This is a genomic window from Ruegeria sp. AD6, assembly GCF_056542325.1.
The window spans coordinates 267,798-292,781 of record NZ_JBQFZQ010000002.1 but is presented as its reverse complement, the minus strand read 5'-3'; the positions used below and the strand labels follow the sequence as shown (position 1 = coordinate 292,781).

24 protein-coding genes are annotated in these 24,984 nt (G+C 57.4%); 16 read left to right on the top strand and 8 right to left on the bottom strand.

What is annotated here, in order from left to right; translation table 11 throughout:
* Positions 1–41: 41 nt before the first annotated feature.
* From ACR0KJ_RS08305 to ACR0KJ_RS08230, 16 genes are all read left to right on the top strand, one after another.
* On the top strand, positions 42–1,295 hold the full coding sequence (locus ACR0KJ_RS08305) for an extracellular solute-binding protein (RefSeq protein ID WP_170452936.1): 1,254 nt from the start codon (positions 42–44) through the stop codon (positions 1,293–1,295).
* A 67-nt stretch (positions 1,296–1,362) separates the two neighbouring features.
* Positions 1,363–2,394 (top strand): carbohydrate ABC transporter permease, encoded by a 1,032-nt coding sequence (locus ACR0KJ_RS08300; RefSeq protein ID WP_480626410.1) that lies wholly within the window; start codon positions 1,363–1,365, stop codon positions 2,392–2,394.
* A gap of 9 nt (positions 2,395–2,403) precedes the next feature.
* Positions 2,404–3,285, top strand: coding sequence for a carbohydrate ABC transporter permease (locus ACR0KJ_RS08295; RefSeq protein WP_170452930.1), 882 nt, complete (start codon positions 2,404–2,406; stop codon positions 3,283–3,285).
* 135 nt (positions 3,286–3,420) lie between these two features.
* A complete protein-coding gene (locus ACR0KJ_RS08290; RefSeq protein WP_170521521.1) occupies positions 3,421–3,951 on the top strand; it encodes an ester cyclase in 531 nt (176 codons plus the stop codon).
* 11 nt (positions 3,952–3,962) lie between these two features.
* Positions 3,963–5,294 carry a histidinol dehydrogenase gene (gene hisD, locus ACR0KJ_RS08285; protein ID WP_170452925.1) on the top strand — a complete coding sequence of 444 codons (1,332 nt, stop codon included), beginning with the start codon at positions 3,963–3,965 and terminating at the stop codon, positions 5,292–5,294.
* On the top strand, positions 5,291–6,343 hold the full coding sequence (locus ACR0KJ_RS08280; protein ID WP_170452922.1) for an ester cyclase: 1,053 nt from the start codon (positions 5,291–5,293) through the stop codon (positions 6,341–6,343). Before hisD ends, ACR0KJ_RS08280 begins: the two co-directional genes overlap by 4 nt.
* Before the next feature lies 1 nt (position 6,344).
* Positions 6,345–7,112 carry an SDR family NAD(P)-dependent oxidoreductase gene (locus ACR0KJ_RS08275; protein WP_480626409.1) on the top strand — a complete coding sequence of 256 codons (768 nt, stop codon included), beginning with the start codon at positions 6,345–6,347 and terminating at the stop codon, positions 7,110–7,112.
* Positions 7,112–8,131 carry a LacI family DNA-binding transcriptional regulator gene (locus ACR0KJ_RS08270; protein ID WP_170622750.1) on the top strand — a complete coding sequence of 340 codons (1,020 nt, stop codon included), beginning with the start codon at positions 7,112–7,114 and terminating at the stop codon, positions 8,129–8,131. The genes ACR0KJ_RS08275 and ACR0KJ_RS08270 overlap by 1 nt, the downstream gene beginning before the upstream one ends.
* On the top strand, positions 8,128–9,102 hold the full coding sequence (locus tag ACR0KJ_RS08265; protein WP_170452913.1) for a nuclear transport factor 2 family protein: 975 nt from the start codon (positions 8,128–8,130) through the stop codon (positions 9,100–9,102). The genes ACR0KJ_RS08270 and ACR0KJ_RS08265 overlap by 4 nt, the downstream gene beginning before the upstream one ends.
* Positions 9,103–9,115: 13 nt before the next feature.
* Positions 9,116–9,256, top strand: coding sequence for a hypothetical protein (locus tag ACR0KJ_RS08260; protein WP_170449316.1), 141 nt, complete (start codon positions 9,116–9,118; stop codon positions 9,254–9,256).
* Positions 9,253–10,212, top strand: a complete 960-nt coding sequence (locus tag ACR0KJ_RS08255) for a cupin domain-containing protein (RefSeq protein ID WP_170452910.1) — start codon at positions 9,253–9,255, stop codon at positions 10,210–10,212. Before ACR0KJ_RS08260 ends, ACR0KJ_RS08255 begins: the two co-directional genes overlap by 4 nt.
* Positions 10,209–10,811 carry a class I SAM-dependent methyltransferase gene (locus ACR0KJ_RS08250; protein WP_170452909.1) on the top strand — a complete coding sequence of 201 codons (603 nt, stop codon included), beginning with the start codon at positions 10,209–10,211 and terminating at the stop codon, positions 10,809–10,811. Before ACR0KJ_RS08255 ends, ACR0KJ_RS08250 begins: the two co-directional genes overlap by 4 nt.
* 12 nt (positions 10,812–10,823) lie before the next feature.
* Positions 10,824–11,948, top strand: coding sequence for a cobalamin-independent methionine synthase II family protein (locus ACR0KJ_RS08245; protein WP_480626408.1), 1,125 nt, complete (start codon positions 10,824–10,826; stop codon positions 11,946–11,948).
* On the top strand, positions 11,945–12,640 hold the full coding sequence (locus tag ACR0KJ_RS08240) for an alpha/beta fold hydrolase (RefSeq protein WP_480626407.1): 696 nt from the start codon (positions 11,945–11,947) through the stop codon (positions 12,638–12,640). The genes ACR0KJ_RS08245 and ACR0KJ_RS08240 overlap by 4 nt, the downstream gene beginning before the upstream one ends.
* On the top strand, positions 12,637–13,332 hold the full coding sequence (locus ACR0KJ_RS08235) for an RraA family protein (protein WP_170452900.1): 696 nt from the start codon (positions 12,637–12,639) through the stop codon (positions 13,330–13,332). Before ACR0KJ_RS08240 ends, ACR0KJ_RS08235 begins: the two co-directional genes overlap by 4 nt.
* A gap of 175 nt (positions 13,333–13,507) precedes the next feature.
* A complete protein-coding gene (locus tag ACR0KJ_RS08230; protein ID WP_170452896.1) occupies positions 13,508–15,403 on the top strand; it encodes an adenylate/guanylate cyclase domain-containing protein in 1,896 nt (631 codons plus the stop codon).
* Between the two features lie 90 nt (positions 15,404–15,493).
* On the opposite strand, the gene ACR0KJ_RS08225 is transcribed toward ACR0KJ_RS08230, so the two are convergent.
* The 8 genes from ACR0KJ_RS08225 to speD all read right to left on the bottom strand — a co-directional run bounded on the left by ACR0KJ_RS08225 (position 15,494) and on the right by speD (position 24,980).
* Complete coding sequence (locus tag ACR0KJ_RS08225; RefSeq protein ID WP_480626406.1) at positions 15,494–16,483, bottom strand: HupE/UreJ family protein; 990 nt, start codon at positions 16,481–16,483, stop codon at positions 15,494–15,496.
* Positions 16,480–17,310 carry a peptidyl-prolyl cis-trans isomerase gene (locus tag ACR0KJ_RS08220; protein ID WP_480626405.1) on the bottom strand — a complete coding sequence of 277 codons (831 nt, stop codon included), beginning with the start codon at positions 17,308–17,310 and terminating at the stop codon, positions 16,480–16,482. The genes ACR0KJ_RS08225 and ACR0KJ_RS08220 overlap by 4 nt, the downstream gene beginning before the upstream one ends.
* A gap of 158 nt (positions 17,311–17,468) precedes the next feature.
* On the bottom strand, positions 17,469–19,391 hold the full coding sequence (locus ACR0KJ_RS08215) for a DUF3604 domain-containing protein (protein WP_480626404.1): 1,923 nt from the start codon (positions 19,389–19,391) through the stop codon (positions 17,469–17,471).
* A 254-nt stretch (positions 19,392–19,645) separates the two neighbouring features.
* Positions 19,646–20,617 (bottom strand): hypothetical protein, encoded by a 972-nt coding sequence (locus tag ACR0KJ_RS08210; protein ID WP_170452887.1) that lies wholly within the window; start codon positions 20,615–20,617, stop codon positions 19,646–19,648.
* A 427-nt stretch (positions 20,618–21,044) separates the two neighbouring features.
* Positions 21,045–22,595, bottom strand: coding sequence for a polyamine aminopropyltransferase (locus ACR0KJ_RS08205; RefSeq protein WP_480626403.1), 1,551 nt, complete (start codon positions 22,593–22,595; stop codon positions 21,045–21,047).
* A 77-nt stretch (positions 22,596–22,672) separates the two neighbouring features.
* On the bottom strand, positions 22,673–23,260 hold the full coding sequence (locus tag ACR0KJ_RS08200; protein ID WP_480626402.1) for a hypothetical protein: 588 nt from the start codon (positions 23,258–23,260) through the stop codon (positions 22,673–22,675).
* Between the two features lie 30 nt (positions 23,261–23,290).
* Positions 23,291–24,583, bottom strand: a complete 1,293-nt coding sequence (locus ACR0KJ_RS08195; RefSeq protein ID WP_480626401.1) for a GNAT family N-acetyltransferase — start codon at positions 24,581–24,583, stop codon at positions 23,291–23,293.
* Between the two features lie 7 nt (positions 24,584–24,590).
* Positions 24,591–24,980, bottom strand: a complete 390-nt coding sequence (gene speD / locus ACR0KJ_RS08190) for an adenosylmethionine decarboxylase (protein WP_480626400.1) — start codon at positions 24,978–24,980, stop codon at positions 24,591–24,593.
* Positions 24,981–24,984: the final 4 nt, after the last annotated feature.

The following is a 24,984-nucleotide window of genomic DNA, read 5'->3' as shown; positions in this document are numbered from 1 at the left end:
ACAGGGGCGCGCACGACACTTCAGAGAAACAGGGAGATGAGATGTTTCTGAAAAAGCTAGCTACCGTAACCACTTTCGTCGGATTGATGGGTTCGGCTGCATATGCGGCGAACTGCGGTCCCGAAGGCCAATCCATCCGAATTCTGGCCAGTGATTTTCCGGCCATCCATGCCGTTGCAGGCACAGCCGAGGAAAACTGTGCAGGTGGGGCGTCCGAGTTTTCGACCAACCACACAACCGAAGCGCGCCAAATCATGAACGCGGCCCTGACGCCGAACCCGTCTGAATACACCTCGGTCATTCTGGCCAATTCGACACTGACCCAGCTGATGAATGACGGTCTGGTGCGTCCGCTGAACGATTTGGTTGAAAAGTATGGCGAAAATATCTCGCCCAACCTTCTGATCACCATCGATGGCAACGTCATGGCTGTGGCCTTCATGGCCAACTCGCAGCACCTGTTCTCGCGTACGGACATTCTGGAGCAGGCAGGTTTTGACGGTATTCCCGCAACCTACGAAGAAGTCCTTGAAGCCGCCGAAATGATCCGCGCCGCCGGTATCATGGAACATCCGATCGTGATGAACCTGAGCGCCGGTGACGGCGGCTGGAACCTCGCTGAGGTGTTCAACATGATCTACCTCGGGCATGGCGGCGAGTTCTTTGAGCCGGGCACAGCCGAGCCAGCAATCAACAACGAACAAGGTCTGGCCACGCTGGCAACCATGAAGGCGCTGGCAGAATACGCGCACCCCGATCACCTGACGCATGCGTCCAACGAGACGCAAGGCCTGTGGGAAGCCGGTCAGGCAGCTTTGGGCGTCATGTGGGGCTCGCGCGGTGCGCCAATTCTGGACGACGAAGGATCCTCGGAAGAGGTGACGTCGAACACGGTACTGTCTGCAGCACCGACTGTTGGCGGCGGTTCGATCCCTGCTGCGACCCTGTGGTGGGATGGCATTTCGATTGCCTCGAACGTGTCGGATGAAGAGGCCGAGGCAACCTTTGCGGCATTGGTCAGCGCGCTGACACCGGAGATGGTGGCGGCAAACAACGATGATGCCGTCTGGCTGCTGAATGGCTATCAGCCTGGACCAGCCGCAGCTGGTGTTTCGGCGACGGCGCAAGGCGGTGCAAAACCGTATCCGATGATCCCGCAGATCGGCATTCTGCATGCCGCGCTTGGCAAGGAATTGTCAGACTTCCTGAAGGGTGACGAGTCTGCTGAGCAAGCGCTTTCGGATGTCGAAGCGTCCTACCGGACGTCGGCCAAAGAGGCTGGCTTCCTCCAGTAAATCTCCCCGACTTGAGGGGGCTGTCACGGCCCCCTCTCTTTCTCGAATTTAGATCGGGACGCATGTTATGAAACACCGCACCTTCTTCTGGTTTGTTCTGCCGACACTGTCAGCGATGATCTTGTTCATCGCGTTGCCGATCGTGTCGGTGTTTATCCAGTCGCTTTTTGTCGAACACGAGCAGGTTCTGGTCGTCTCGGAAAGTTGCGGTCCGTTTGGATGTAACCCGACAACAACAGTCGATACGGAAGCGACCGAGAAGCTGCGGGAAGAACAACCGCTGGGCCGTTTCAACGGTCTGGGCACGTATTTCGACCGGTCACATCTTGCACTCGCCGACATTGGGGAGGCCTGGGCAACTTCTGAAAGCCTGGGTGAGTTCTGGTCGAAGGTCTACAACCTGCCATTTTACAACGCTCTGACCTTTACGCTGGCCTATACTTTCATTGTGACGCCTCTGGTCTTGGTTCTGGGTCTGGCAATTGCGGTTGGGGTCAACAACCTGCCACGCGCGTTGAAGGGCCTTGCGATCTTCATTTCCCTTTTGCCATTCCTCGTAACCCCACTGGTTGGTTCCTTGATCCTGTTCTGGATGGTCGACGGTGACGGGGTGATCGGGGCAACAATTCAACGGCTTTTCAATGATCCAACCCTCAGCCTGAAGGCATCCACGCCGCTGATGTGGATCATGTTGATGGTGTATGGAGTCTGGCACACCCTGCCATTCAGCTTCATCACCTTCTACGCCGGGCTTCAGACGGTGCCCGAAGACACGATGGAAGCGGCGCAGATCGACGGTGCCAGCAAATGGCAAAGCATGATCCATGTGGTTGTGCCGCATCTGATGCCGCTGGTTTCGTTTGTGACCCTGATGATGATCATGGACAACCTGCGTGTCTTTGAACCCATCGTCAGCTTCAAGGCCGAGGCCCATGCGCGCTCGCTGAGCTGGATCATTTTCAACGACCTGCGCGAAAGCGGCAATCCGCTTTATGCCTCGGCTGGCGCGACCTCGCTGATCACCATCATCATCGTGGTCATTCTGATGATGCCGGTGCTGGTGCGCACATGGCGCGACTTCACCCGTAAATCTCACTGAGGACACGACATGGCGACCAAAGCACAATCCCGCATGACCCCGCTAAAGCTGTTCTCATACACCTTTGTCGCGTTCTGGCTGATCATCGCAGCGTTCCCTTTCTTCTGGACCTTCTGGGGCAGTTTCAAGGTTCAGGCTGACTTCCTGTCGAAAGCCGACTGGATGAACGCGCTGCGCGGCACAAACACTATCGAGCAAACCGGAAGCGCCTTTACCGGTGCAGGCTATTACGGCGCGTGGATCGAGGAAGATTTCTGGTTCAACTTCAAGAACACCGGCATCGTTGTCTTCTTCACTGTGGTCATCTCGCTGACCTTCGGAACATTGGGCGGCTACGCATTGGCCCGGTCCGGTTTCCGCTATGCGTTCTGGATCCTGATGGCGGCGTTGGTATTCCGCGCCATGCCGCATATCACGCTGGTTTCAGGCTATCTGCTGTGGTTCTTCGAATGGAACGTCTGGGGCATTCTGCCAACGACCATCATTGTGCTTGTGGCGATCAATCAGCCTTTCACGCTGTGGATGCTGCATTCATTCTTCAAGAACATCCCGAAAGACATGGACGAAAGTGCCATGGTCGATGGCTGCACCCGGTTCCAGGCCTTCCGGCATGTGATCGTTCCGGTCATGTGGCCCGGCGTGATCACCACGGGTCTGTTCAGTTTCCTGCTGGCCTATAACGACTTTACCGTCGCGGTGATGCTGCTGAGCGAAGAGAATGAAACCATCATTCCGGCCATCAACAGCTTCATGGGCACCACCCAGGTCGAGGGCAAGGTGATGTATGCGGTTGCGGCTGTGGTATCGGCCACGGCTCCGTTGTTTGTGCTGATCCTGTTCTTCCAGCGCCAGATTGTCAGCGGTCTGACTGCCGGGGCGGTAAAAGGCTGATGAGCGCGTCTGCACGACATAAGGCCATTGCGCGTCACCCTGCGCTCAACCGGATGCCGAGGGATTTTCTGTCAGAGCATTAACACTCTCTGAAAAAACGGAAATTCCTTACGCACCAACAAAAGGACGAGACACATGAAGGGCTCCCGCCCCGAACAGGCCGTGCTGACCAAAGACACGGATATGAGCAAAACCGAAGAAACGCGCGCTGTTATCGAAGGGATGGTCGATGGGCTGAACGATCATCGCATCGACGACATTGGCGAGTTCTTCTCGCAGGGCTTCCGCTGGATGGGCAATCAGGGATGTGGCACCAAAACCGGCCTGCAACAGTTTCAGGACAACTGGCAACGCCCGTTTCAGGCGGCGTTTTCGGACAAGACCTGCATTGATGAGGCCCGCCTTTACATGGGCGAATGGGCCGCCGCATTCGGTCGCCAGGAAGCCACCCATTCAGGCGAATTTCTGGGGATCGCCCCAACCGGCAAGCGGGTCGAAATCCGCTACATGGACTTCTGGAAAGTTGTCGACGGCAAGATCGTCGACAATTGGGTGAATGTCGATTTCGCTCATGTCGCCGCACAGCTGGGCGTGGACGTCTTCAACGGCGAAGGCTGGGAAGCATTTGACCGGGGCGAGAAAACGCCGCCCCGGCCCGCAAACTGAGGATCAGGATAATGGCAATCGAATATCTGAAACGCGGCAAACCCGAGGCCGACAGGGCCGAAGATGATGCCAAGACCCGCGCTGTCGTCGAGGCGACCCTGAAAGACATCGAAGCGCGTGGGGATACGGCTGTGCGCGAATTGTCGGAGAAATTCGACAACTACTCACCCGAAAGCTATCGCCTGAGCCAGCAACAGATCGACGATCTGATCGCATCACTGTCTGAACGGGAACTGGAGGATATCAAGTTCGCGCAAGCGCAGGTGATGAATTTCGCCCAGTCTCAGCGCGATTCAATGCTGGACATCGAAGTGGAGACTTTGCCCGGAGTGATCCTGGGGCATAAGAACATCCCGGTTCAGTCTGTGGGCTGCTACGTTCCTGGCGGCAAGTTCCCGATGGTGGCGTCGGCGCATATGTCCGTCGCGACGGCCAAGGTTGCCGGTGTCCCACGCATCATCTCCTGCACCCCGCCGTTTCAGGGCAAGCCCAATGCCGCTGTCATCGCGGCGATGCATTTGGGCGGCGCGCATGAGATCTACGTGATGGGCGGCATTCAGGCTGTGGGCGCCATGGCCATCGGAACGGAAACGATCGAGCCCGTGCACATGCTGGTCGGTCCCGGCAACGCTTTTGTTGCGGAAGCCAAGCGGCAACTCTTTGGCCGTGTCGGCATCGACCTGTTCGCGGGCCCGACCGAGACCATGGTGATCGCAGATGAAACTGCCGCAGATGCCGAGCTTTGTGCCACCGATCTGCTGGGTCAGGCCGAGCATGGGTATAACAGCCCCTGTGTTCTGCTAACCAACTCGCGCAAACTGGCCGAGGACACCTTGGCCGAGATCGACCGTATTCTGGGCATCCTGCCAACCTCGGACACGGCCCGCGTCAGTTGGGATGAATATGGTGAGGTGATTGTCTGCGACACGTATGAAGAGATGTTGAAAGTGGCCGATGACATCGCGTCCGAGCATGTGCAGATCATGACCGACCGCGACGATTGGTTCCTTGAGAACATGACCTGCTATGGCGCGCTGTTCCTGGGGCCGCGAACGAATGTGGCCAATGGTGACAAGGTGATCGGCACCAACCACACGCTGCCCACCAAGAAAGCCGGGCGTTATACTGGTGGTCTTTGGGTCGGTAAATTCCTGAAAACGCACAGTTATCAAAAGGTTCTGACGGATGAAGCCGCAACGATGATCGGCGAGTTCGGGTCGCGCCTGTGTATGCTCGAAGGTTTCGTTGGCCATGCTGAGCAGTGCAATATCCGGGTGCGTCGCTATGGCGGCATCAATGTTCCCTATGGCGAAGGTGCGCCTTATCGAGAGGCGGCGGAATGAGCGATATCCATTCGGCGAACAAGGCACTGATCGCGCCGCTTCGGGCCGCGATGTATGACTTTGACGACGTCCGTGTTCAGGCGGCGCTGAAGGGCGTGATCGCCGCCGACGCCGTCATCCATATGCCGCATCCCTTCGGTGATCTGACCGGTCCGCAGGAACTCTATGACACCTGCTATGCGCCCCTGCTGAAAGCCATGCCCGACCTTGAACGACGGGATTGGATCGTGATGGGCGGCACAACCGAACATGGCGATGACTGGATCGGGTGCGGCGGTCATTACTACGGCACCTTGGTCGCCCCGTGGCTGGACATTCCGCCAACCGGGCACCTGACCCATATGCGGTATCACGAATTCTATCGCGTCGTGGATGGGCAAGTGGTCGAGATTCAGACGCTCTGGGATATCCCCGAAGTGATGATGCAGGCCAAAGCCTGGCCCATGGCGCCGTCCTTGGGTCTGGAGTTCTGTATTCCAGGCCCTGCCACCTTAGACGGAATTGTGCCGGGCCCGTGGGATGAGGCCAAATCTCAGGCGTCCTGCGCCCATATCGTTGAAATGCTGGAACACCTCAAGAAACACCCAAGCCAGGGTGGCCCTGAGGTGATGGAGATGCCAAAATTCTGGCATCCTCGCATGAACTGGTATGGCCCCGCAGGGATCGGCACCGGGCGCGGCATTGCAGGGTTCCGCAATTGGCATCAGATCCCATTCCTGAACGGGATGCCGGATCGCGGCAAATATGTGGACGACATCACCTATCATTTCTTCGGGGATGCTGAATACGCCGCCGTGACCGGCTGGCCGAACATGATCCAGACGGTGACCCATGACGGTTGGATGGGCATTGCGCCATCTGGCAAGCGGATCACCATGCGCAGCCTTGATTTCTGGCGCTTGGAGAATGGTCTGATCCGTGAAAACTGGGTTTTGGTCGACCTGCTGGACGCCTACCGGCAACTGGGCGTAGATGTCTTTGCCCGGCTGCGTGAATTCAACAAGGTACGCGTACAGGGCGAGATTCCATTCCCGGTCGGCGAGGTTTGATATGCCCCAATTCCCCAGCACCCCCAGTTTCAGTTTAAGCGGCAAGCGCGCTTTGGTTGCGGGGGCATCCTCTGGCATCGGCATGGCCTGTGCCGTGGCGCTGGCGGAACACGGGGCAGAGGTGACATTAGCAGCGCGCCGGACCGGCGCGCTGCAAGACATAGCCGCTGAAATGCGGGCGCGTGGCTGGCAGGCCAATGTGCTGGAGTTGGATGTGTCGGATATCGAGGCGACGGCGCAGGCAGTGGCACAAAGCGGCCCGTTTGATGTTCTTTTGAACTCAGCCGGGTTGGCGCGTCACAGCAAGGCTGTGGACACGCGCCCAGAGGATTTTGATGCCGTCATGGATGTGAATGTCCGGGGTGCGTATTTTCTGACTCAGGCCGTGGCAAGGGGGTTGTTGGAGGCCGGGCGGTCAGGATCGCTGATCAATATCTCCAGCCAGATGGGCCATGTCGGCGGGCGCGAGCGTGCGGTCTATTGCGCCTCGAAGTTTGCTGTCGAAGGCTTCACCAAAGCCATGGCTCTGGAATTCGGCCCGGAGAAAATTCGTGTCAACACAATCTGCCCGACCTTCATTTTGACCGATCTGACGCGCCCAACCTTTGAAGACCCTGACAAACGCGCCTGGATTCTGGACAAGATCAAGCTGGGCCGACCGGGTGAGATCGAAGACATCATGGGCGCGGTTGTCTATCTGGCCTCTGACGCCTCGGCGCTGGTCACGGGCACCTCCATGCTGGTGGACGGAGGTTGGACGGCGGACTGATGGCAATACAGAAGGTCACATCGATGGACGTTGCGCGGTTGGCCGGAGTAAGCCAATCGGCGGTCAGTCGTGTTTTCACCCCCGGCGCATCGGCTTCCAAAAAGACCATTCAAAAGGTCCGCAAAGCGGCAGAGGAGTTGGGCTATCGTCCAAATGTTCTGGCCCGGGCTGTGGTGTCGGGCAGAAGCCGGATCATTGGCCTTGTGGTCGCCTATCTGAACAATCAGTTCTACCCCGAGGCGCTGGAAAAACTGACCAACGCGTTGCAGGAACGCGGCTATCACGTCTTGATCTTCATGGCCTCGAACTCAGCTCAGAATATCGACAAGGTTGTCGAAGAAATTCTTGATTTTCAGGTGGATGGGATCATTGCGGCGTCGGTTGCATTGTCATCGGACCTTTCCGATCGGTGCCGCGCTGCCGGTGTGCCGATGGTACTGTTTAACCGGGCGCAGGATGACCCGGCCATGTCATCGGTCACCTCGGACAACACGGCGGGCGGCCGCAAAGTGGCCGAGTTCCTGCTGGCCGCCGGACACAAGAAAATCGGCTACATCGCCGGATGGGAAGGTGCATCGACACAGCGTGATCGCGAAGCAGGTTTTACGGCGGCTCTGCACGCAGCCGGCGTAGAACTGCATTCCCGCGAGGTTGGCAATTTCGGAACCGAAAAGGCGCAGGAAGCGGCCCGCAGGATGTTCGCCTCGGATCCGCCCGAAGCGGTCTTTGTTGCCAACGATCACATGGCCATCGCTGTGATGGACACGCTCAGGTTTGAGCTGGGTCTGAGGATACCCGAGGACGTGTCCGTTGTGGGGTATGACGACGTAACCGTTGCAGCCTGGCCCAGCTACGACCTGACCACCGTCCGACAACCCGCAAACCGCATGGTGTCTGAAACCGTGGACATCTTGCTGAGTAAAATCGATGACCCGCGCAGGGGTCCCCGACGATTAGAGATTGATGGGCCGCTGATCATCCGAGGCTCTGCCCGCATACCTGAAGGATGGAAAACATGAAGGGATTTGACCCCAAATTCAAAGACTTTCCCGATTACATCATCGGGATCACCAAAGAGATTTGGGAAGATCGCGGAATTGCCACGCTGCATGATTACTATGCGCCGGACATTGTCGTGCGCTCGCCCGGGTCGGTGGTTGTCGGCAATCAGGGGGTAATAGCGGCCACGATGGCGACGCTGGCCGAGTTTCCGGATCGAACGCTGTTGGGCGAAGACGTGATCTGGTCAGGTACGCCGGAAGAGGGGATGCTGTCCTCACACCGTCTTTTGTCGACTGCGACACATCTTGGGGACGGGGTGTACGGCAAGGCCACCGGGAAAAAGCTGGTCTACCGTATTCTGGCCGACTGCCACGCCATCAATAACCAGATCAATGATGAGTGGCTGATCCGGGATCAGGGTGCAATCGTGCAGCAGATGGGCTGGGAATCGAAAGACTATGCCCGTGATCTAATCGCACGCGAAGGCGGACCAGAGGCTTGCGTGCGGCCTTACACCCCGTCGAATGATCAGCCTGGCCCGTATGAAGGCAGCGGCAATGACAATGAATGGGGTCAGAAATACGCCGATATCCTGACCCGGATCATGAGCGCGGATATGAGCGCTATTGAGGCCGAATATGACCGGGCCGTGCAGTCGGAATATCCCGGCGGGACGACCGGACATAGTTGGGGACCGGTTGATCGTTTCTGGATGGGCCTGCGCGCCTCGTTCCCGAATGCCGAGTTCCAAATCCAGCACCATATCGGTCGGGACGACCCGATGATGCCGCCGCGTGCCGCGCTTCGTTGGACGTTGCACGGCAAACACGATGGGTGGGGTGTCTTCGGTGTACCAACCGGAGCCGAGGTTTTTGTGCTTGGCATCAGCCATGCCGAATTCGGTCCGTGGGGCCTGCGCCGCGAATACACGCTGTTCGATGAAACATCTGTCTGGAAACAGATCCTGTTGAAGACCGGTGATCTTTAAGATGGCCTGTCTTATGTCAAATCTGGATGCCGGGCAGGCGATGCGGCGGTTCCACGCCCATCGGGCCAGCCTGCGCGCCCGGCGGCTGAACAACCGTCCTCCGGGCTTTGGGGTTGAGATCGTTGTACCCCAAACACAAGGAAAATTGACATGAGCACCATTCAACAACGCATCGTCCGCTACGGCGAACTGAAACCCTGCAAAACCGCGTTTATTGACGCCCACACACCGGGCAGCGATCAGAAAGAGAACTTTACCATCATCGGCGGTGGGGTGTCCGAATCTCCGGATCAGCATGTGCACATCACCGACAAGATCGGGTTCAATATCGGCGCTGCCGGGCAACCTCCGAAATGCCGCAACTCTTTGCACAGCCACACCACGGCCGAGGTGTTCTTTGTCGCCAAAGGCCGCTGGCGGTTCTTCTGGGGCCGCTATGGCACGGCTGGTGAGTTCATTGCCGAAGAAGGTGACATCTTCAACATCCCCACCGGTATCTTTCGTGGCTTTGAAAATGTCGGTCAGGACTACGGCATGATCATGTCGATCCTCGGCGGCGATGATGCGGGCGGCGGCGTCACATGGGCACCGCAGGTGATCGAAGACGCGCAGGCGCATGGTCTGATGCTGGGCGACAACGGCGTTCTTTATGATTCCAAGAAAGGGCAGGAGCTGCCGCACAATGTGCGCCCGATGCCTTTGCTGACCGAAGACCAACTGAAGACGTATCCCGAGGTTCCGGTTGAGGATGTGGTTGGCAAATACGTGGCCCGGTACTGGGATCTGATGGCATTGTCGTCCAATAAGCCAGCCGTGGTTATTGGCGAGGATGGCTTGATCAAGGACAGACCGGGTTTTGAGGTCGATTTCCTTGGGCGGGGCTCTTGCGTAGCAGACGCGACCGAAACTGAGAAACCCGTGGTGTTAATGCCAGCCAGCGGCCATTGGCGTGTCACTGTCGACGGCTACGAAACCACTTTGTCCGTTGGAGACACCGCTTTGGTTCTGCCCGGTGAATCCTATCGCGTTGTTCCATCGATGACCGGGCAGGCGGGCCTGTACCGGATCACCGCAACCGATGACCCGGCAGGAGCGACCTGGACAGGATGAAAGCAGATCCCAATGACACACACGACGTTTACGAGCGGCAGGCGAGCGAATACGACAAGCGCCGCTCGAAGGCTTTGTTCGAGGCGCGCTGGCTGGCGCGCTTTACGGCCAGCCTGAAGCCCGGCGATCATGTGTTGGATTTGGGCTGCGGCACCGGCGACCCTATAGCGCGCTGGTTCATGGCCGAAGGTTTCGCCGTCACCGGCGTCGATTTTTCCGAGGCGATGCTGGCCTTGGCGCGGGACCGCTGGCCCGATGGCGATTGGCGCAAAGCCGACATGCGGGATTTCGAGCTGGACCAGCAGTTTGACGGCATCATCGCGTGGAACAGTTTTTTTCATCTGACAGCAGATGAGCAGAAGGGTTGCATCGCGCGTATGGCGCGCCATTTGCGGCCCGGTGGAATGCTGATGCTGACCGTCGGTCCACGTGCGGGTGAGGTCAGCGGCACGGTAGGAGCCGAGCGCGTATATCACGCCTCGCTGTCCCCGGCAGGCTATGCCGTGTGTCTGGAAGAAAACAGGCTGCACCTGACCGGATTTCTGGCCGAAGACCCCGAAACCCAAAGCCACACAGTCCTGATGGCACGAAAACTGTAAGGAGAGGCCCCAATGACCGTAAAAACCACCCATGTCGGGTCTCTGCCCCGCACGCAGGAGGTCGTGGATTTCATCTTCGCCCGTGAAAACAATGAACCCTACGACGCGGGGGCCTTTGACGCCTGTATGGCGGATGCCGTGTCCGAGACGGTGCGCAAACAGGTTGAAGCCGGGGTCGATATTGTCAGCGATGGGGAGACCTCGAAAATCTCCTACGCAACTTATGTCAAAGACCGCTACACCGGCTTTTCGGGTGACAGCCCGCGCAATGCGCCTGCGGATCTGAAGATGTTTCCGGGTTTCTTGCAACGCTTGGCAGATGATGGTGGCACGCCGCAATATGCGCGGCCCATGTGCACGGATGAGGTTCGCTCAAAAGGGCAGGGTGAGCTGGAGAAGGACATCGCCAACCTCAAAGCCGCCATGGCGCAACACGGGGCCGAACGGGGTTTTATGAATGCGGCCTCGCCCGGTGTCATTTCGCTGTTCCTGCAGAATGATTTCTACCCCACGCGCGAGGCGTATCTGGCCGCGTTGGCCGATGCCATGAAGGAAGAATACGAAACCATCGTGGCGGCAGGTCTGGACCTTCAGCTGGATTGCCCGGATCTGGCACTGTCCCGGCATATGCTGTTCACCGATCTGTCTGATGACGAGTTCGTCATGATCGCCAACATGCATGTCGAGGCCCTGAACCACGCGCTGCAGAACGTGCCTGACGAGAAAGTTCGCGTGCATATCTGTTGGGGTAATTACGAAGGCCCGCATTGCTGCGATATTGCGATGGACAAGGTGTTCAGCACCCTGATGGCGACCAAATCGCGCTATGTCCTGTTCGAAACGTCAAACCCCCGCCACGCGCATGAGTGGACGGTGTTTCGGGATCGCAAGGTCGAGATTCCAGATGACAAGATTCTGGTGCCGGGCGTGGTCGATACCACCACCAATTTCGTTGAACATCCCGAACTTGTGGCGCAACGGATCGAACGGTTCACCGGGATCGTGGGCGTGGATCGTGTCATCGCCGGCAGCGATTGCGGCTTTGGCACATTTGCGGGCTTTGGCGCGGTTGATCCTCAGATCGCTTATGCCAAGCTGGCGGCGTTGTCAGACGGGGCCAAGTTGACCGCATCATGACTCCGTTGATCCTGTTGCCCGGCATGATGTGCGATGCGCGCCTTTTCGGCCCGCAGATTCAGGCGCTGTCGGGTCGAATGCCGGTAATGACCTTTCCACTTGGCCAGCATGACAGCGTCCAAGTTCTGGCGGCAGACATTCTGAGAAACGCGCCGCCTGTTTTTGCGCTTTTGGGCCTTTCGATGGGTGGGATTGTCGCGATGGAGGTGGTGCGTCAGGCCCCTGAACGCGTGTCGCACCTTGCGCTGCTCGATACCAACCCGCTTGCTGAAACCCCCGAGGTAAAGGCCCGCCGCGCACCCCAGATGACTGCTGTGCGCGAAGGGCGCTTGTGGCACGTCATGCGGGACGAAATGAAGCCCAACTATCTGGCAGACGGACCAAGGCAGGGGGCCGTTCTTGACCTGTGCATGGCGATGGCGACCGATCTGGGGCCGGACGTATTTCTGCGTCAATCGCGGGCCCTGATGGTTCGCCCTGATCAATGCGATACCCTGTCTGCCTATGCAGGCAAAACTCTGGTTCTGTGCGGTCAGGATGACGGGCTTTGCCCCGTAGAACGCCATGAACTGATGCACCGCCTTCTGGCTAACAGCACGCTCGAAATCATTTCCGGCGCAGGCCATCTGCCCACCCTCGAAAAACCCGATGAAACCACAGCCGCAATCTCGCGCTGGTTGGAGAACCTATGAAACCGTCCCTTTTGTCTTTGCTTCGCAAGGTTGATACCCCCACGGTCTGCAATGCCATCGAAGTGGCACAAGGCCAGCGCGGTTTCGACCGTTTCACGCGCGGCACCATGCACTGCTCGGCCCCCGAAGAACCACCTATTGTGGGGTACGCACGGACTGCAAAAATCGCCGCCGTCAATCCGCCCGCCGAACCGCCCGAGACCATCAGGGCGCGGCGCATGGCCTATTACAGATACATGGCCGAAGCACCGTCGCCGTCCGTCGCGGTGATCGAGGATCTGGACTACCCCGATTGCATCGGTGCCTATTGGGGCGAGATCAACACGACGGTCCACAAAGGTTTCGGCCTTTCGGGGGCGCTGACCAACGGGGTGATGCGTGACCTCGGCGATCTTCCGCAAGGCTTCCCGGTGGTTGCCGGGTCGGTCGGCCCAAGCCACGGCTTTGTCCATGTGCGCGAGCTCGACACTCCGGTCTCGGTTTTTGGCCTGAAGGTCAATCCCGGCGATCTGATCCATGCTGACCGTCACGGCGCGCTGGTGGTGCCCGAAGACGTCGCGGGCCAACTGGAAGCCGCGATCCAAAAGCTGCTGACGACCGAGCGCATTGTCCTGGACGCGGCCAGCCAGCCGGGATTTGATTTTGAAGCTTTCGAAACCGCGTGGTCTGAATTCGAATCCGCCCGAACCTGACAGCTGATTGCTGATAGGATCCTTCAGTTGCTGACCTCGGCCGTGAGTGACAGGCTGTCGCCAAGGCCGCGTGACCCCGAAACAACTACGCTATGAAGCCCTGCATTTCTAAGACCGTTGGGCAAAGTGGAATTCCTTATCGTTCTTCCTTAACCTGCACTAAGGGAGGCCCATGGTGAAACGTCGACTCACGGTCATACTTGCAATCGATGTAGTGGGCTATTCCCGCCTCATGGGAAAAAACGAGACGGGAACACTAAACGCGCTCAAAGCGCATCGCTCGGAATTAATTGATCCAAAGGCCGTTCAGTATGGCGGGCGAACGATCAAGCTGATGGGCGACGGTGCGTTGATGGAATTTGCCAGCGTTGTCGATGCGGTCCGATTTGCCGTCGAAATACAGTGCGCCATGTCCGATAGGAATTCGGACGTTCCCGTTGGCGACCGAATAGAATTTCGTATCGGCATCAACGTCGGTGACGTGATTGATGAGAGCGGGGACATTTTCGGCGACGGTGTAAACCTGGCTGCAAGGATCGAGAGCCTCGCCCAAGCCGGCGGAGTCTGCGTTCACCGCAACGTCTTCAGTCAGGTCCGCGGAAAACTGGATCTGGATTTCGAGGATCTGGGCGGGATCACGGTCAAGAATATCGAACAGCCTGTTCCGGTGTTTCGCCTGGACCTGAACGAGAAAGCGGCAAAGCTAGTATCTTCGGTCAAAACCGCAAAACCTGACCGAAAACCCTTTGCCGTGCGGACGGCTGCCATTGCCTTTTTTGCTTTGGCTCTTGTCGCCGGATTTGTCGCTTGGCGTTTCATAACACCGGATTTTCAGCCGGTAGCAACGGCAGAAATGGAACATCCACTGCCGGACAAGCCTTCGATTGCCGTGCTGCCGTTCAGCGACGTAAGTCAGGGTGCCGACAAGGGCTACCTTAGCGACGCAATCAGTGAAGAGATCATTGCCAAGCTTTCCCGGTTCCCCGAGTTTTTTGTCATCGCCCGAAACTCGAGCTTCTTTTACCGAGACAAATCGGCAGATATTCGTGAAATCGCCAAAGAACTTGGCGTTCGGTACGTACTGGAAGGCAGCCAGCAAAAGTTCGGCGACAAGCTTCGCGTGAATGCAACCCTTATTGACGCGGCGGCTGGCAATGCAATTTGGACTGAAACCTATGATCGCGATTTGACGGATATCTTTGCGCTGCAGGATGAAATTACCCGAACAATTGTTGCAACGCTGGAACAGAACCTTGATCTTGCCGAATTCGACCGATTGCTGCGCCAGTCCACTCAAAGCCACGGAGCGTATGAACTTGTTTATCTAAGCCGCGCCGAACGTTTCAAATTCACGCCGGCTGGTAATCAAGAGGCCAAGCGGTTGGCTGAAGAGGCTATCAAACTGGACCCCGACTATTCCGTTGCATATTTCAGCCTTGCCTGGGTGCATATCAATTGTGATCGGTGGGGATGGTGTGCTGACCGGCCACGAGACCAAGCTCTGGACCTCGCCTTTGCGGCGGCTCGCAAAGCTGTTGAACTTGATCCCGACAGTTCTCTGGCGCACTGGGTTCTTGCGCACGCGTTTATGCAGGCCAACGATCTTGAGCAATCCGAAAGAGAGTACGACCGCGCCATTGCGCTAAATCCGAACTCGGCGGGTGTGCTGGCGGGCTCGGTCGAAACGCTGGTATATCTTGGCCGCGCGACCGAGGCCGTCGAAAGGCTTCAAACCGCGATCCGGCTGAATCCGCACCATCCGGACTGGTATCTGTGGAGCCTCGCCTGGGCGCAGTATTTCACCGGTGAGTATGAAGCCGGGTTAGACGCGATTGATCGGATGACAAACATTCCTAATCTGGCGCGCCGTACACAGGCGGCGCTGTATGTCCGGTTGGGGCGGTTGGAGGAGGCCAAAGCCTCAATAGACAAGCTGTTGGAAAATCAACCTGGCTATACGATTGAGGATCAACGACACAGTCTTAAGGGCAAGTTCCGGGATCAGGGCATTCCGGATCGCTTTATCGACGATTTGCGGACTGCCGGATTGCCGGACCGACCCGCCGATTGATCGCCTTCGGGCTGTATTTGACCTGAATGATTGCCGTGTTGCGCGTTCATTTACTGCGGCACTCTCTGGAAGAGCAACGCCGGGGATCAGTCAAAACCCGCTGGTTCGTTCAATGAGCCAATACATCGACACCGAGCCGATACAATAGGCGGCAATCACTGTGGCCCTCTGGCCAACCGGGCGCGCGATCAGCCGCCAGAAAGCAACCATAAAAGCCAGAGCGCCGACGAAACTCAGCTGACCGGCTTCAACACCCAGGTTGAACGCGAACAACGCCGCGGGAATATCGTTCGCGGGCAGCCCAATGTCGGCCAAAGCCCCTGCAAAGCCTAGCCCATGCAAAAGCCCGAACCCGAAGCAGACAATCCAGGGCTTTTGGTTCGAAAGCCGGAATCCACCTTCGCTGCCTTTTACGATCTCCATAGCCAGAAAGACGATAGACAGCGCAATAACGGCTTCAACCGGAGGGCCGGGAATGCTCAGCACGCCAAAAGTCGCCAGCGCCAGAGTTATGGAATGCGCAAGGGTGAAAGCTGTCACGGCGCCGACCAACCGCCAAGGATCGCGAACCAGAATGAACAGCGCCAAAACAAACAGCAGGTGATCCCAGCCTTCCAGAATATGTTCAAATCCCAACTGGAAATATGCCACGAACACCGACCACGTCGTTTGATCGGAAGGAATTCCCTGAACGGGCGCGTCAGGGGTTAGTCGAAGCGTCACAGGTTCGGATACCGTCGGGTGCAAACGTACCAATACGTCATTCAACTGCCTTTTCAGACCCTCAATGGCGATGAAATCACCTGCCATGCCCTTGGGGCATTCCGTGACCCAGGATGAAACCCAGGCCCGGCTGTCGAAAACGGGATCTGGACCACGGGCCGGAACACAGGTTTCCGGCAATACGGGCTCAATCGCCATCGGTTGACCATTCACATCGGGTTTTCGCCAATGAACAGCCCAGGTGTCCGGCGCGATCTGCCGCATTTCCAAGTATCCCGGGTCAAGGGCATGGGCTGTGGCGTTGCCACCCAGCCAGGACAGCGACATCGCAAACAATAGGCAGATCAGGGGTCTCATTTCGCCAAGCCTGAAAGATCGGGGATTACAATCTCGTAGCTGGCGGCAAGCGTCTCGTATTGCGCCCGAGCCATGTCTTCGCTTGTGGCGCGACGCCAGTCCTGAAGTACCGCATCGCGAATGTCAGCCAGCGGCGGTGTCTGGCTCGGTTCAACGGCAATTACCTGCACAAGATGCGTCCCGTATCCGGATTGGACAGGCCCCGTCCAGCGGCCTGTTTCGGCCAGTATTAGCCCCGTAGAAAACCCTGTCCCAAAGACCGAGTCGATGACCTTTGTCGCGGTCAACGGCATCGAAGCGGGCAGCAGCGTTGAGGTCCCGAAAGCCGAGGTTTCGTCGGTCTCAGGCAGCGCGGCCAAAGCTGATTCAATTTCTGCCTCGCTTGGCCTTTCCCCCAGAAAGACGTGGGTGAAGGCAACCTTGTCAGGCGTTGCATAGCGGTCCGGGTTTTGATCGACAAATGCCTGTAAATCTTCATCTTTCGGAACAACCGACATGGCGATTGCTTCGGTCAGGAAATCCATCTTTTGGCTTAGCCGAGACCTGATCACGGTATCTCCGCGATCCAGGCCCAGTTTCCTTGCCTCCCTGACCAGAACCTCTTCGCGGATGGATGCATCGACCAAAGACTGAAGCTCTGTATCGTTTGGTGGGCGTTTCCATCTGGCTTTGAACCGAGAGGACAAAGCCGCAACATCTTCTTCGTCGATTGCAATCGTCTCGGAGGTTTCCGCCGTCTGGTACTCTGGCGCAACAATATGGAACCAACCGAAAATGGCCGCTCCAATCAGGAAGAAGTGGAACAGAGGTTCTTTCAGTATTCGCATGAAGGCTCCTCGTAAAACGTGATCTGGTTCTACGTCTCGATGCTGGCATCAGAGGGTTGGATTTTGCAAGGTGATGGACGGCTGCCGATTTAGGGGCTGGCCGTGCCCACCGAGGTCGCGATCACGACCTCGGTTCGCAGATCTGTATACGCAGCGGATCACTCGGCCGGCGTATACCAAATCGGGGACGAATACGCGCGTTCCTGATGTGTGAGCACTGCATCCTCCGGCAGTTCGGAGCCGAACCTTAGCTTGTCGTACAGTACCCAACGCGGGGTCGGGATTTCGATCGCCCGAACGTAGTAGAAGGCCCGCGCGTTCGGGTCGAAATCAGGGTCAGACCAAACAGTGACCAGTTCGGCGGTTCCGATTGTGTTGGTCCAGCTGGCGGTATCCACATCCACCGTGTTCCCCACCGCGGGGATCTTGCCGCTATCATCTGCAACACGGTTGTCTGACCACGCAACATCATAGACCTTTTCCTGCAAGGAACCTTCGGCATCAAGCCAGCCTTTAATGACTTGCACACGATCCAGATTTGCCCCGATCGGGTCGCGCAAAGCGGCGATCAGGAAGGATGGCGCGCCGTCCCCTTCGCGGGGTCGCAGGTCCGACCCCATAGGAACACCTTTGGTATAGCCAACATCTGCCAGAAAGCGGGTTTCGACATCAGCATCACTGAAATCCCACCCACCAAAGAACCGCAAACCGATCCGGGGCCCCGTGGTCGCGTAGGTTTCACGCCGCTTGAATGCGTCAAAAATCGCAGCACGTGTATTTTCGGTCGCCCAAACAGCCGTATAGCCGGACGCTACGAGAAGATCACCGGGAATCTCACCCAGATCATTGGCGATAAACGGGTGCTTGATACGCGAGGCCGAGGGCTCAACGCTGACAGATTTGCCAAAGAAGTTGTCTTCTTCCGCTGTGGCCAGAGAGGTATGGCTGTCCGTCGCACCGCCCATGCCAAATTTATAGGGGTTCACGCCGAATTTTTCTTCTAACATCAAGCCGCGTTTCAATGCCTCACGGGCGTATTCTCCGGCCAACATGTCATCGGTTTTCAATTCGGTTATGTCGAGGTTGCCGACGTCCCAGTTCTCGTAATCCGCAAATTCGTCATCCGGGCTCAGGAAGGGGTGGGCTTCGCCGTCACCTTTGATCTGCGTAACCTCATAGTGAGGTTCCCATTTTGCGCGGGCTGCGACGTATTCCTCGTCAACCTTGCCGCCGTGATACGTATCCTCGGTCGGGAACATCCATCCGTTCGACAGGTTGCCGTTATGCGCAAAGGCAACTGCGCGGCCCCCGGTTTTTTCCTGATACTCTTCAAGCCAGGCATAGAGCGATTTAGGGTCCGTATCGCCGTAAGGGGGCTGCGTGACCGGGGGAACCATCTGCAAGGCCCGGATCGGGCCGTCACGCAGCATGACGTTCCGGTGCAGATTGAAACCCTTGGGAACCGAGGTCCATTCGAACCCGATGAAGGCGGTAAAGTTACCGGGGTCATTATGCCGTTCCGCCGCCAGAACGATATGTTCCCAAGTGAACGCAAAAGCGTCTGCGCCGGGGCTGTAGGATTCTAGAAGAATTTCCGGCAAAGTCATTTGCGAGAAATTGGTGATAATATCAAAGGCCGTTTTCCCGGCCTCTTCCCCGCCAGCTTTATAGCCTTCGTACCACTCCAACCCTTTTGGATCAGCAATAACGCCGGGTTTTCCGGCTTGAAGGTCCGGCGCAAATCCCATCAGGTCCGTGTGATCCGTAAGAACCATCCAATCCAGAGGTCGTGCCAATCTGACAGCTTGACCTGTCGACGAAATGACCTGCTCGCCCTTTGCGAAACGCCAGGCTTCATCTGGTAGCAGAGTGTTCCCAAAGGCCCCGGCGTCCAGCGAAAGCCCGGTGTGAAGATGGGTGTCCCCCCAAAGCGGACGTTCAGGGAACGAGCGTTCGGCATATGGGGAATACGGCTGATCCTGAAATAAACCTTCTGCCGCCTGTTCGCTGGGCACGGCGTCAGAAAGAACACTTGCCGGTGCCAACATCAAAGCGACAAAACAAACGGATAACCGAAGCATTGGGACCTCCCACATCGAAAATTCCTGCGAAGAAGTAGAGTTTTCGCAGTCTATTTATATTCGATTTTGTTTATATCATGCTGTTTTGGTTTCTGTGAGGTTTTTCTTTCCGGCGTACTTGAAGCTGGCCAGAACGCTGACCTGAGCTATGCAGCCGTGTCCCTCCGCGCGCCAAGTGCTGACTACTTGGTCGGCTCAAGCGCCAAGGCCTGAGCGTTGACGTGCAGCACCGGCGAGGCATGAACAGACCCAAATCAATCTGCCGGTAAATCGGCTCCCAAAACCATATTGAGAACAAACTGCGTTGCGAGGTCCGTTTCTTCCAAAGCGGCTAAAGCTTCAAACTGTTGATGCAGCGCAGTTTCACCCCAATTTCGCGTTGCGACAGCGATTTGAACCAAAAGCTCGGGGTCATTTTCCAGAGCAGCGGAAAAAATCTGAACGATTTTTGGCTTGAACTCTGATTGTAGGGTGCCCGCTTCGGCCAAAGCCCGGATCAACGCCTTTTTGTGTTCTTTTGTCTTGCCAGGATCTTGAAGGGCCGCGCCAATGGCGCTGATTGCAGTCGATTGGTCCGTTTCTATTCCAGCAAGAGCCCACTCGAAAGAATTCAGCCCACCTGATTCCAGCGAACGAACATATCGCGTGCGTACAAACGAGCGCGCCTGGGGATCGGATTGCAACCCGAGCAAACGAATGGCGGCGGATCTGTATGCGAAGCGGTTTATGTCGCTGAATTCCTGTAGAATTAAGCTTGCGGGAACTCTGTCGCTCAACGGGCGCAGAAGCGCGTAGGGTGCGCGACCGATCTCAACCAGGGCCATGTTGTGCAACACATGATCAGAGTGCCCTAAATACCGGGCAAAGAACAAAACCCTGTCGGGATTATCAGTTTCTCCGTAGGCCCAAAGTCGACCGAAGGTACCAAGGTCTTCCAGAAAGTCGTGTCTTTCGGGGTTCAGAATAAACAAACGCCTCCAATGCCGCGAAGAACTGCGACCAGTATTTTCCTTGTAGGTCGGTCCATAGGTCAGCAAAACGGTTCGCGTTGGATCCGAGCGGAACGACCGTCGTGTGACGCTGTCGATCAAAAACGGAATGTCCGGTGCGGATTTTAGCTTTTCGTTATCCCCTTTGAGAATTATTCGCGCCTCGAACCTGAAAGGATTGTCTGATGCCGGACCCGCCAACACGATGACTTCCGCGGATAGAATGTGATCAGCCAAGGATGCGTCCGGCAGCTCAATACACACTGCGCAGGCGTATGATGCACGCGGTATAGCCAGCCCAAGGACGCATATCACGACTGCAAGAATTCTTCGCATTTCTGGCCCCACGGAACTGATCGCCTAGGTTGGCGGCGTCACCAATAGCGTTAAGGTAGCAAATATATTCAGTGATCGGAATATAGTTGGTTTCGCCAGCACTATGTTTCGGGATTTGGGTTTGCTCTGCTAAGCGGGCGCAGGACAGCCATTGTACCGGATGGTTTCACGTCTCGACCCAACCAAATTGAACCCATTCGGTCCGCGTATCCATAAGAGTGCGACCATCAAATTTTACAGGTAATTCGGTCCAGAACATTCAGTTCTGAAACGACCCCCGCAAAAGCCGGTTCTTCGACCCGGCCCTCCACCCGGCGTCACGAAGGGATCAGTACCCCGAAACGTCGCGCGAATATTCGTGATAGATGCCCGGATCAAAGATGGAATTGACCGCCAGTTCGCGCTTGGGAAGAAGGTCCTCGGAAAACACCCGCGCGGCGGCAAAAACATCGGGCGTGACAAAGCGCAGACCGTCCGGAAGCTGGCCCAGCGTCGAGTTCGGGTCATTGGCGGCAAGGTTGTATCCCCAGACGCCAAAGGACGGGATTGACATCTGGTACGTCAAGACCTGCGGGAAAATCTCGGACAAGGTTCTGGAAATCGTCCAGTAGGTATGAGGCGAAAAGAAAGGTGAGCTGCTTTGGGTCACCAGCACGCCGTCTTCGGTCAGGATGCTTTGGACCATGGCGTAAAATTCGACGGAATAGAGCTTTGACAGCGCCTCGTTATGGGGATCGGGGAAATCGATTATGATTCGGTCATAGGTCTGGTCGGTGGATTTGACATAGTTGAACGCGTCGGTGTTGTGCACGTGCAGGGCCGACGCCTCCATGCTGTTTTCATTCAGGCGCGCGATGGGGGCCAGATTGCGCCCCAGATCGGTCATCGCCGGGTCGAGATCCACCAGATCGATGCGCGACACGGTTGGGTATTTCAGGATCTCACGTACGGCGAGCCCGTCGCCTCCGCCCAGAACCAGCACGGATTTGGGGGCGGCCTCACCCCAGGACAAGGCGGGATGGACCAGGGCTTCGTGATAGCGATATTCATCCGCTTCGGCGAATTGCAGATGGCCGTCGATGTAAAGGCGGACATCGTTTTTCTGCCAGGTGTTGGTGACAACCAGCGACTGATATTGCGACTGCTTGCGCCAAACGATGCGGTCGAAATACAGGTGATCCTGCGCGAATGCAGTGATCCGCCCGGCCAGCAGGGTCAGTGCGAACAGCAGGACAATGGTCCCGATGGCGCAGCCCAGCATCCGTTTGGGCGTGTCCAGTTGATCGCGCAGGCACAGCACGCTTAACAACGCGACCATGGCATTGGTCAGGCCAATGGCAAACGAGGACGAGATCAGCCCAAGCGACGGCAGCAGCAGGATCGGAAACAGAACCGACCCGCACAGCGCGCCGACATAGTCCAGCGACAGCACGTCGGCGATGGATTCCCGCGTCGTGCTGCTTTCGGACAGGACACGCATCAGCAGCGGAATCTCCAGCCCGACCAGAAACCCGATGGATGAGATAAAGGTGAACATGCCGACCGTGTAAAACCACGGCGCATATGGAAAGAGCATGAACAGCGACACGCTGCAAAGGCCGCCGATCAGGGCCAGGATCAGTTCGACCCAGATAAAGGTCTGGATCAGGTTGCCGTGGAAAAAGCGCGAGACATACGACCCGACCCCCATGGCAAACATGAAAAAGCCGATGGTCAGCGAAAACTGATAGACCGAGTTGCCCAGCAGGTAGCTGGACACCGTCCCAATGATCAGTTCGTAGACGATGCCGCACAGGGCAACAACAAGGATCGCGCCAAGCAGAACCATCGCCTGCCGGCGCGGCAGGTCGGTGTAACGCGGTGTCAGTGTGTCGGTCATAGTGAAATCCGGAAAACTGGAAAGCCCGGCGCGATCAGCGCGCCGGGCCAAAGTTGGGGTTCGGGTAGGCGCGGCGCTTATTTACCGGCGCGCAAACCACCGGCGCGGGCGCTGCGCGGGGCCGAATAGCTGGTGCGCGGTGTCACGCTGCGATTGTTGAAGCTGGACGCGCTGATCCCGGCCGAACGCTGACGGCTGATCAGGTTGCCAATCAGCGCACCCGCCAGAAAGCCAGCGCCCGAGAAACGCAGGCCCGCGGACTCACCGGCGGTGTCGGTGGCGATCAGACGGTTGTTGGCCTCGTCGATCTCGATGGTGAAAACCTCACCCTCGTCCGAGTCGCGAATACCGTTGCTGTTCGGATCCGCATAGCCCGAGAATTTGGCGTCGGACAGAATCTCCAGACCCAGCGGTTTGTCATAAAAGCGCGGTTCCGAGTTCATGACCCGCGTCAGATATATTGTGAATTCATCCACTTGCTCGTCCGAGGCTTCGGCGATGCTGTTGGCTGTCAGGTATTCCTGATACTGATTGATCGCAAATTCGGTCCGGTCCAGAACCTGCCCAAGATCGGCGGTTTGTTCGGATTTGGGGGCCAGGAACATCGTGTAGCCGACGAAGCCGAGAAAGCCCAAAATGGCAATCAGTTTTAGTTTTCCAAACATGAAATCTCCTATCGAGTTTAGTCAGTGTTTTCAGGTTTCACCCAGGGGGCAGGACCACCACACCTGGTGCAGGTCCTTGCCGTAGAACTCATTCAGTTCGCCGCATTTCGTCATCCCATGCGCCTGCAATTCATCCGCGTGGGCATCGGACAGGTCAGAGGGGACAGCCAGAACCGCCATGCGGTATTTCTGCGTGCGCGCAAGCGATAGCTGCTGATCCAGCCCGGCCAGCCCGGTCCCGGCTTCACGCCAGCGCAGACCCGCGACATCATCGGTTTCGGCAGCTTTATGCAGGTCAATGACAGACAGGCCAGTGGTCGAGGCCAGAGGCGCGGGCGGCAGGTCGGGCGCATCGGGATTGTCCAGCCCATAGACGATCTTCGCCTCTTTGGGGCTGTGATATCTGGGCACAGTCAGCTCGACCGAAGCGCCGAACTCTTCATACAGTTTGTGTGCGGCGGCATAGATCTTTTTGCCGAACTCTTCATAGTCGCTGGTTTCGATGAAAATCTTGCGGATGTGCAGCTGCGCCAGCTTGCCCAACAAGTCGTTCAGCATCTGCCCGCCCAGACCTTTGCCGGTATGGGCCTGATCCAGATAGGTCCAGGACAGCCACGCGACATCGGGCACGTCTTCGTCGACGCTGTAGCCGATCAGCCCCAGCACGTTGCCCCGATCCAGCAACACAAACATGTTGTCGGTGCCTTCGTTGACAAACGTGCCTTCAGCCTCAAGCGCGTCATCCTCGTCGGTCTGGGCGATGATTTGAACGGCAGGTGAAACATGCCGCCATTCCATAGGTTTGAGCGTCGGACCTTTCGAGCCGAACAGGGCGTTAAACACGGCAAGACCTCCTCCGATCAACGCGGATGCAATATGGGTGAAAACCGCGATCTGAGACCGCAGATACAGAAACTCGGCCGTCAGCAGCCCGCAGATCAGCGCCAGCGCCCAGACACGCTGCGCTGCCGGGCGCGATGCAACCACGCCATAGGCGACGAGGGCGTAGGAAACGCTCGACAACCCAACAAATCCCGGCCCGGCCAGTGCGAACTCTGCCACCGTTCCGGCAAGCGTGCTCAGAACCGCCAGACCTGCGGTTGCGATGCTGCCTAACCGGGGTTCGGTCAGGGAACCGCCCACAAGGATCATCAGGCAATTGAGCGTCAGATGGTTCAGATCCCCATGCCGGATCACGAACACCAGATGGTCGGGCAAGCTCAGGACCGGCCCCGAATAGCGCACCGGACCGAACAGCAAGTAGACGCAGATCGCGCACAGGATAAGAGAGATCGTGACCGGGCATCTGCGCAGTTCTTTCATTCGCCCTTCAGCAACCCGCCACCGCCAGCCGCGGTACGGTTTGGCCGATCAGACCGCGCTGGATAGACTGCACTTCGACGCGTTGCGGGCGGAAAAAGGACTTCAGCACATCCAGGCTGCGCTGCGGCTCGGCGTCGCCGCACATGAAGATGTCGATGGCGGCATAGCCATGCTCGGGCCAGGTGTGGACCGAGATATGGGACTCGGCCAGCAACGCCACGCCGGTAAAGCCGGCACGCTGTCCGAAATCATGGGTCTCGACGCTGAGAACTTGGGCCTTGGCAGCCAGTGCCGCGCGCGTCAAAGCGTCTTGAGCCGGGGTAGGATCATAAAGCGCAGTTGAATCGAAAAAATCCGCTATAAGATGTATGCCTAACGGCGAGGAAGCAGGGTCCATTTAT

What these genes read in the sequence shown, in the direction of transcription:
- speD (WP_480626400.1), bottom strand. Translation starts at nt 24,980, where the DNA reads ATGGACCCTGCTTCCTCGCCGTTAGGCATACATCTTATAGCGGATTTT.
- ACR0KJ_RS08240 (WP_480626407.1), top strand. Translation starts at nt 11,945, where the DNA reads ATGACTCCGTTGATCCTGTTGCCCGGCATGATGTGCGATGCGCGCCTT.
- ACR0KJ_RS08235 (WP_170452900.1), top strand. Translation starts at nt 12,637, where the DNA reads ATGAAACCGTCCCTTTTGTCTTTGCTTCGCAAGGTTGATACCCCCACG.
- ACR0KJ_RS08295 (WP_170452930.1), top strand. Translation starts at nt 2,404, where the DNA reads ATGGCGACCAAAGCACAATCCCGCATGACCCCGCTAAAGCTGTTCTCA.
- ACR0KJ_RS08255 (WP_170452910.1), top strand. Translation starts at nt 9,253, where the DNA reads ATGAGCACCATTCAACAACGCATCGTCCGCTACGGCGAACTGAAACCC.
- ACR0KJ_RS08225 (WP_480626406.1), bottom strand. Translation starts at nt 16,483, where the DNA reads ATGAGACCCCTGATCTGCCTATTGTTTGCGATGTCGCTGTCCTGGCTG.
- ACR0KJ_RS08205 (WP_480626403.1), bottom strand. Translation starts at nt 22,595, where the DNA reads ATGACCGACACACTGACACCGCGTTACACCGACCTGCCGCGCCGGCAG.
- ACR0KJ_RS08300 (WP_480626410.1), top strand. Translation starts at nt 1,363, where the DNA reads ATGAAACACCGCACCTTCTTCTGGTTTGTTCTGCCGACACTGTCAGCG.
- ACR0KJ_RS08270 (WP_170622750.1), top strand. Translation starts at nt 7,112, where the DNA reads ATGGCAATACAGAAGGTCACATCGATGGACGTTGCGCGGTTGGCCGGA.
- ACR0KJ_RS08215 (WP_480626404.1), bottom strand. Translation starts at nt 19,391, where the DNA reads ATGCTTCGGTTATCCGTTTGTTTTGTCGCTTTGATGTTGGCACCGGCA.
- ACR0KJ_RS08250 (WP_170452909.1), top strand. Translation starts at nt 10,209, where the DNA reads ATGAAAGCAGATCCCAATGACACACACGACGTTTACGAGCGGCAGGCG.
- ACR0KJ_RS08265 (WP_170452913.1), top strand. Translation starts at nt 8,128, where the DNA reads ATGAAGGGATTTGACCCCAAATTCAAAGACTTTCCCGATTACATCATC.
- ACR0KJ_RS08290 (WP_170521521.1), top strand. Translation starts at nt 3,421, where the DNA reads ATGAAGGGCTCCCGCCCCGAACAGGCCGTGCTGACCAAAGACACGGAT.
- ACR0KJ_RS08260 (WP_170449316.1), top strand. Translation starts at nt 9,116, where the DNA reads ATGTCAAATCTGGATGCCGGGCAGGCGATGCGGCGGTTCCACGCCCAT.
- ACR0KJ_RS08245 (WP_480626408.1), top strand. Translation starts at nt 10,824, where the DNA reads ATGACCGTAAAAACCACCCATGTCGGGTCTCTGCCCCGCACGCAGGAG.
- ACR0KJ_RS08200 (WP_480626402.1), bottom strand. Translation starts at nt 23,260, where the DNA reads ATGTTTGGAAAACTAAAACTGATTGCCATTTTGGGCTTTCTCGGCTTC.
- ACR0KJ_RS08280 (WP_170452922.1), top strand. Translation starts at nt 5,291, where the DNA reads ATGAGCGATATCCATTCGGCGAACAAGGCACTGATCGCGCCGCTTCGG.
- ACR0KJ_RS08305 (WP_170452936.1), top strand. Translation starts at nt 42, where the DNA reads ATGTTTCTGAAAAAGCTAGCTACCGTAACCACTTTCGTCGGATTGATG.
- ACR0KJ_RS08275 (WP_480626409.1), top strand. Translation starts at nt 6,345, where the DNA reads ATGCCCCAATTCCCCAGCACCCCCAGTTTCAGTTTAAGCGGCAAGCGC.
- ACR0KJ_RS08220 (WP_480626405.1), bottom strand. Translation starts at nt 17,310, where the DNA reads ATGCGAATACTGAAAGAACCTCTGTTCCACTTCTTCCTGATTGGAGCG.
- ACR0KJ_RS08195 (WP_480626401.1), bottom strand. Translation starts at nt 24,583, where the DNA reads ATGAAAGAACTGCGCAGATGCCCGGTCACGATCTCTCTTATCCTGTGC.
- hisD (WP_170452925.1), top strand. Translation starts at nt 3,963, where the DNA reads ATGGCAATCGAATATCTGAAACGCGGCAAACCCGAGGCCGACAGGGCC.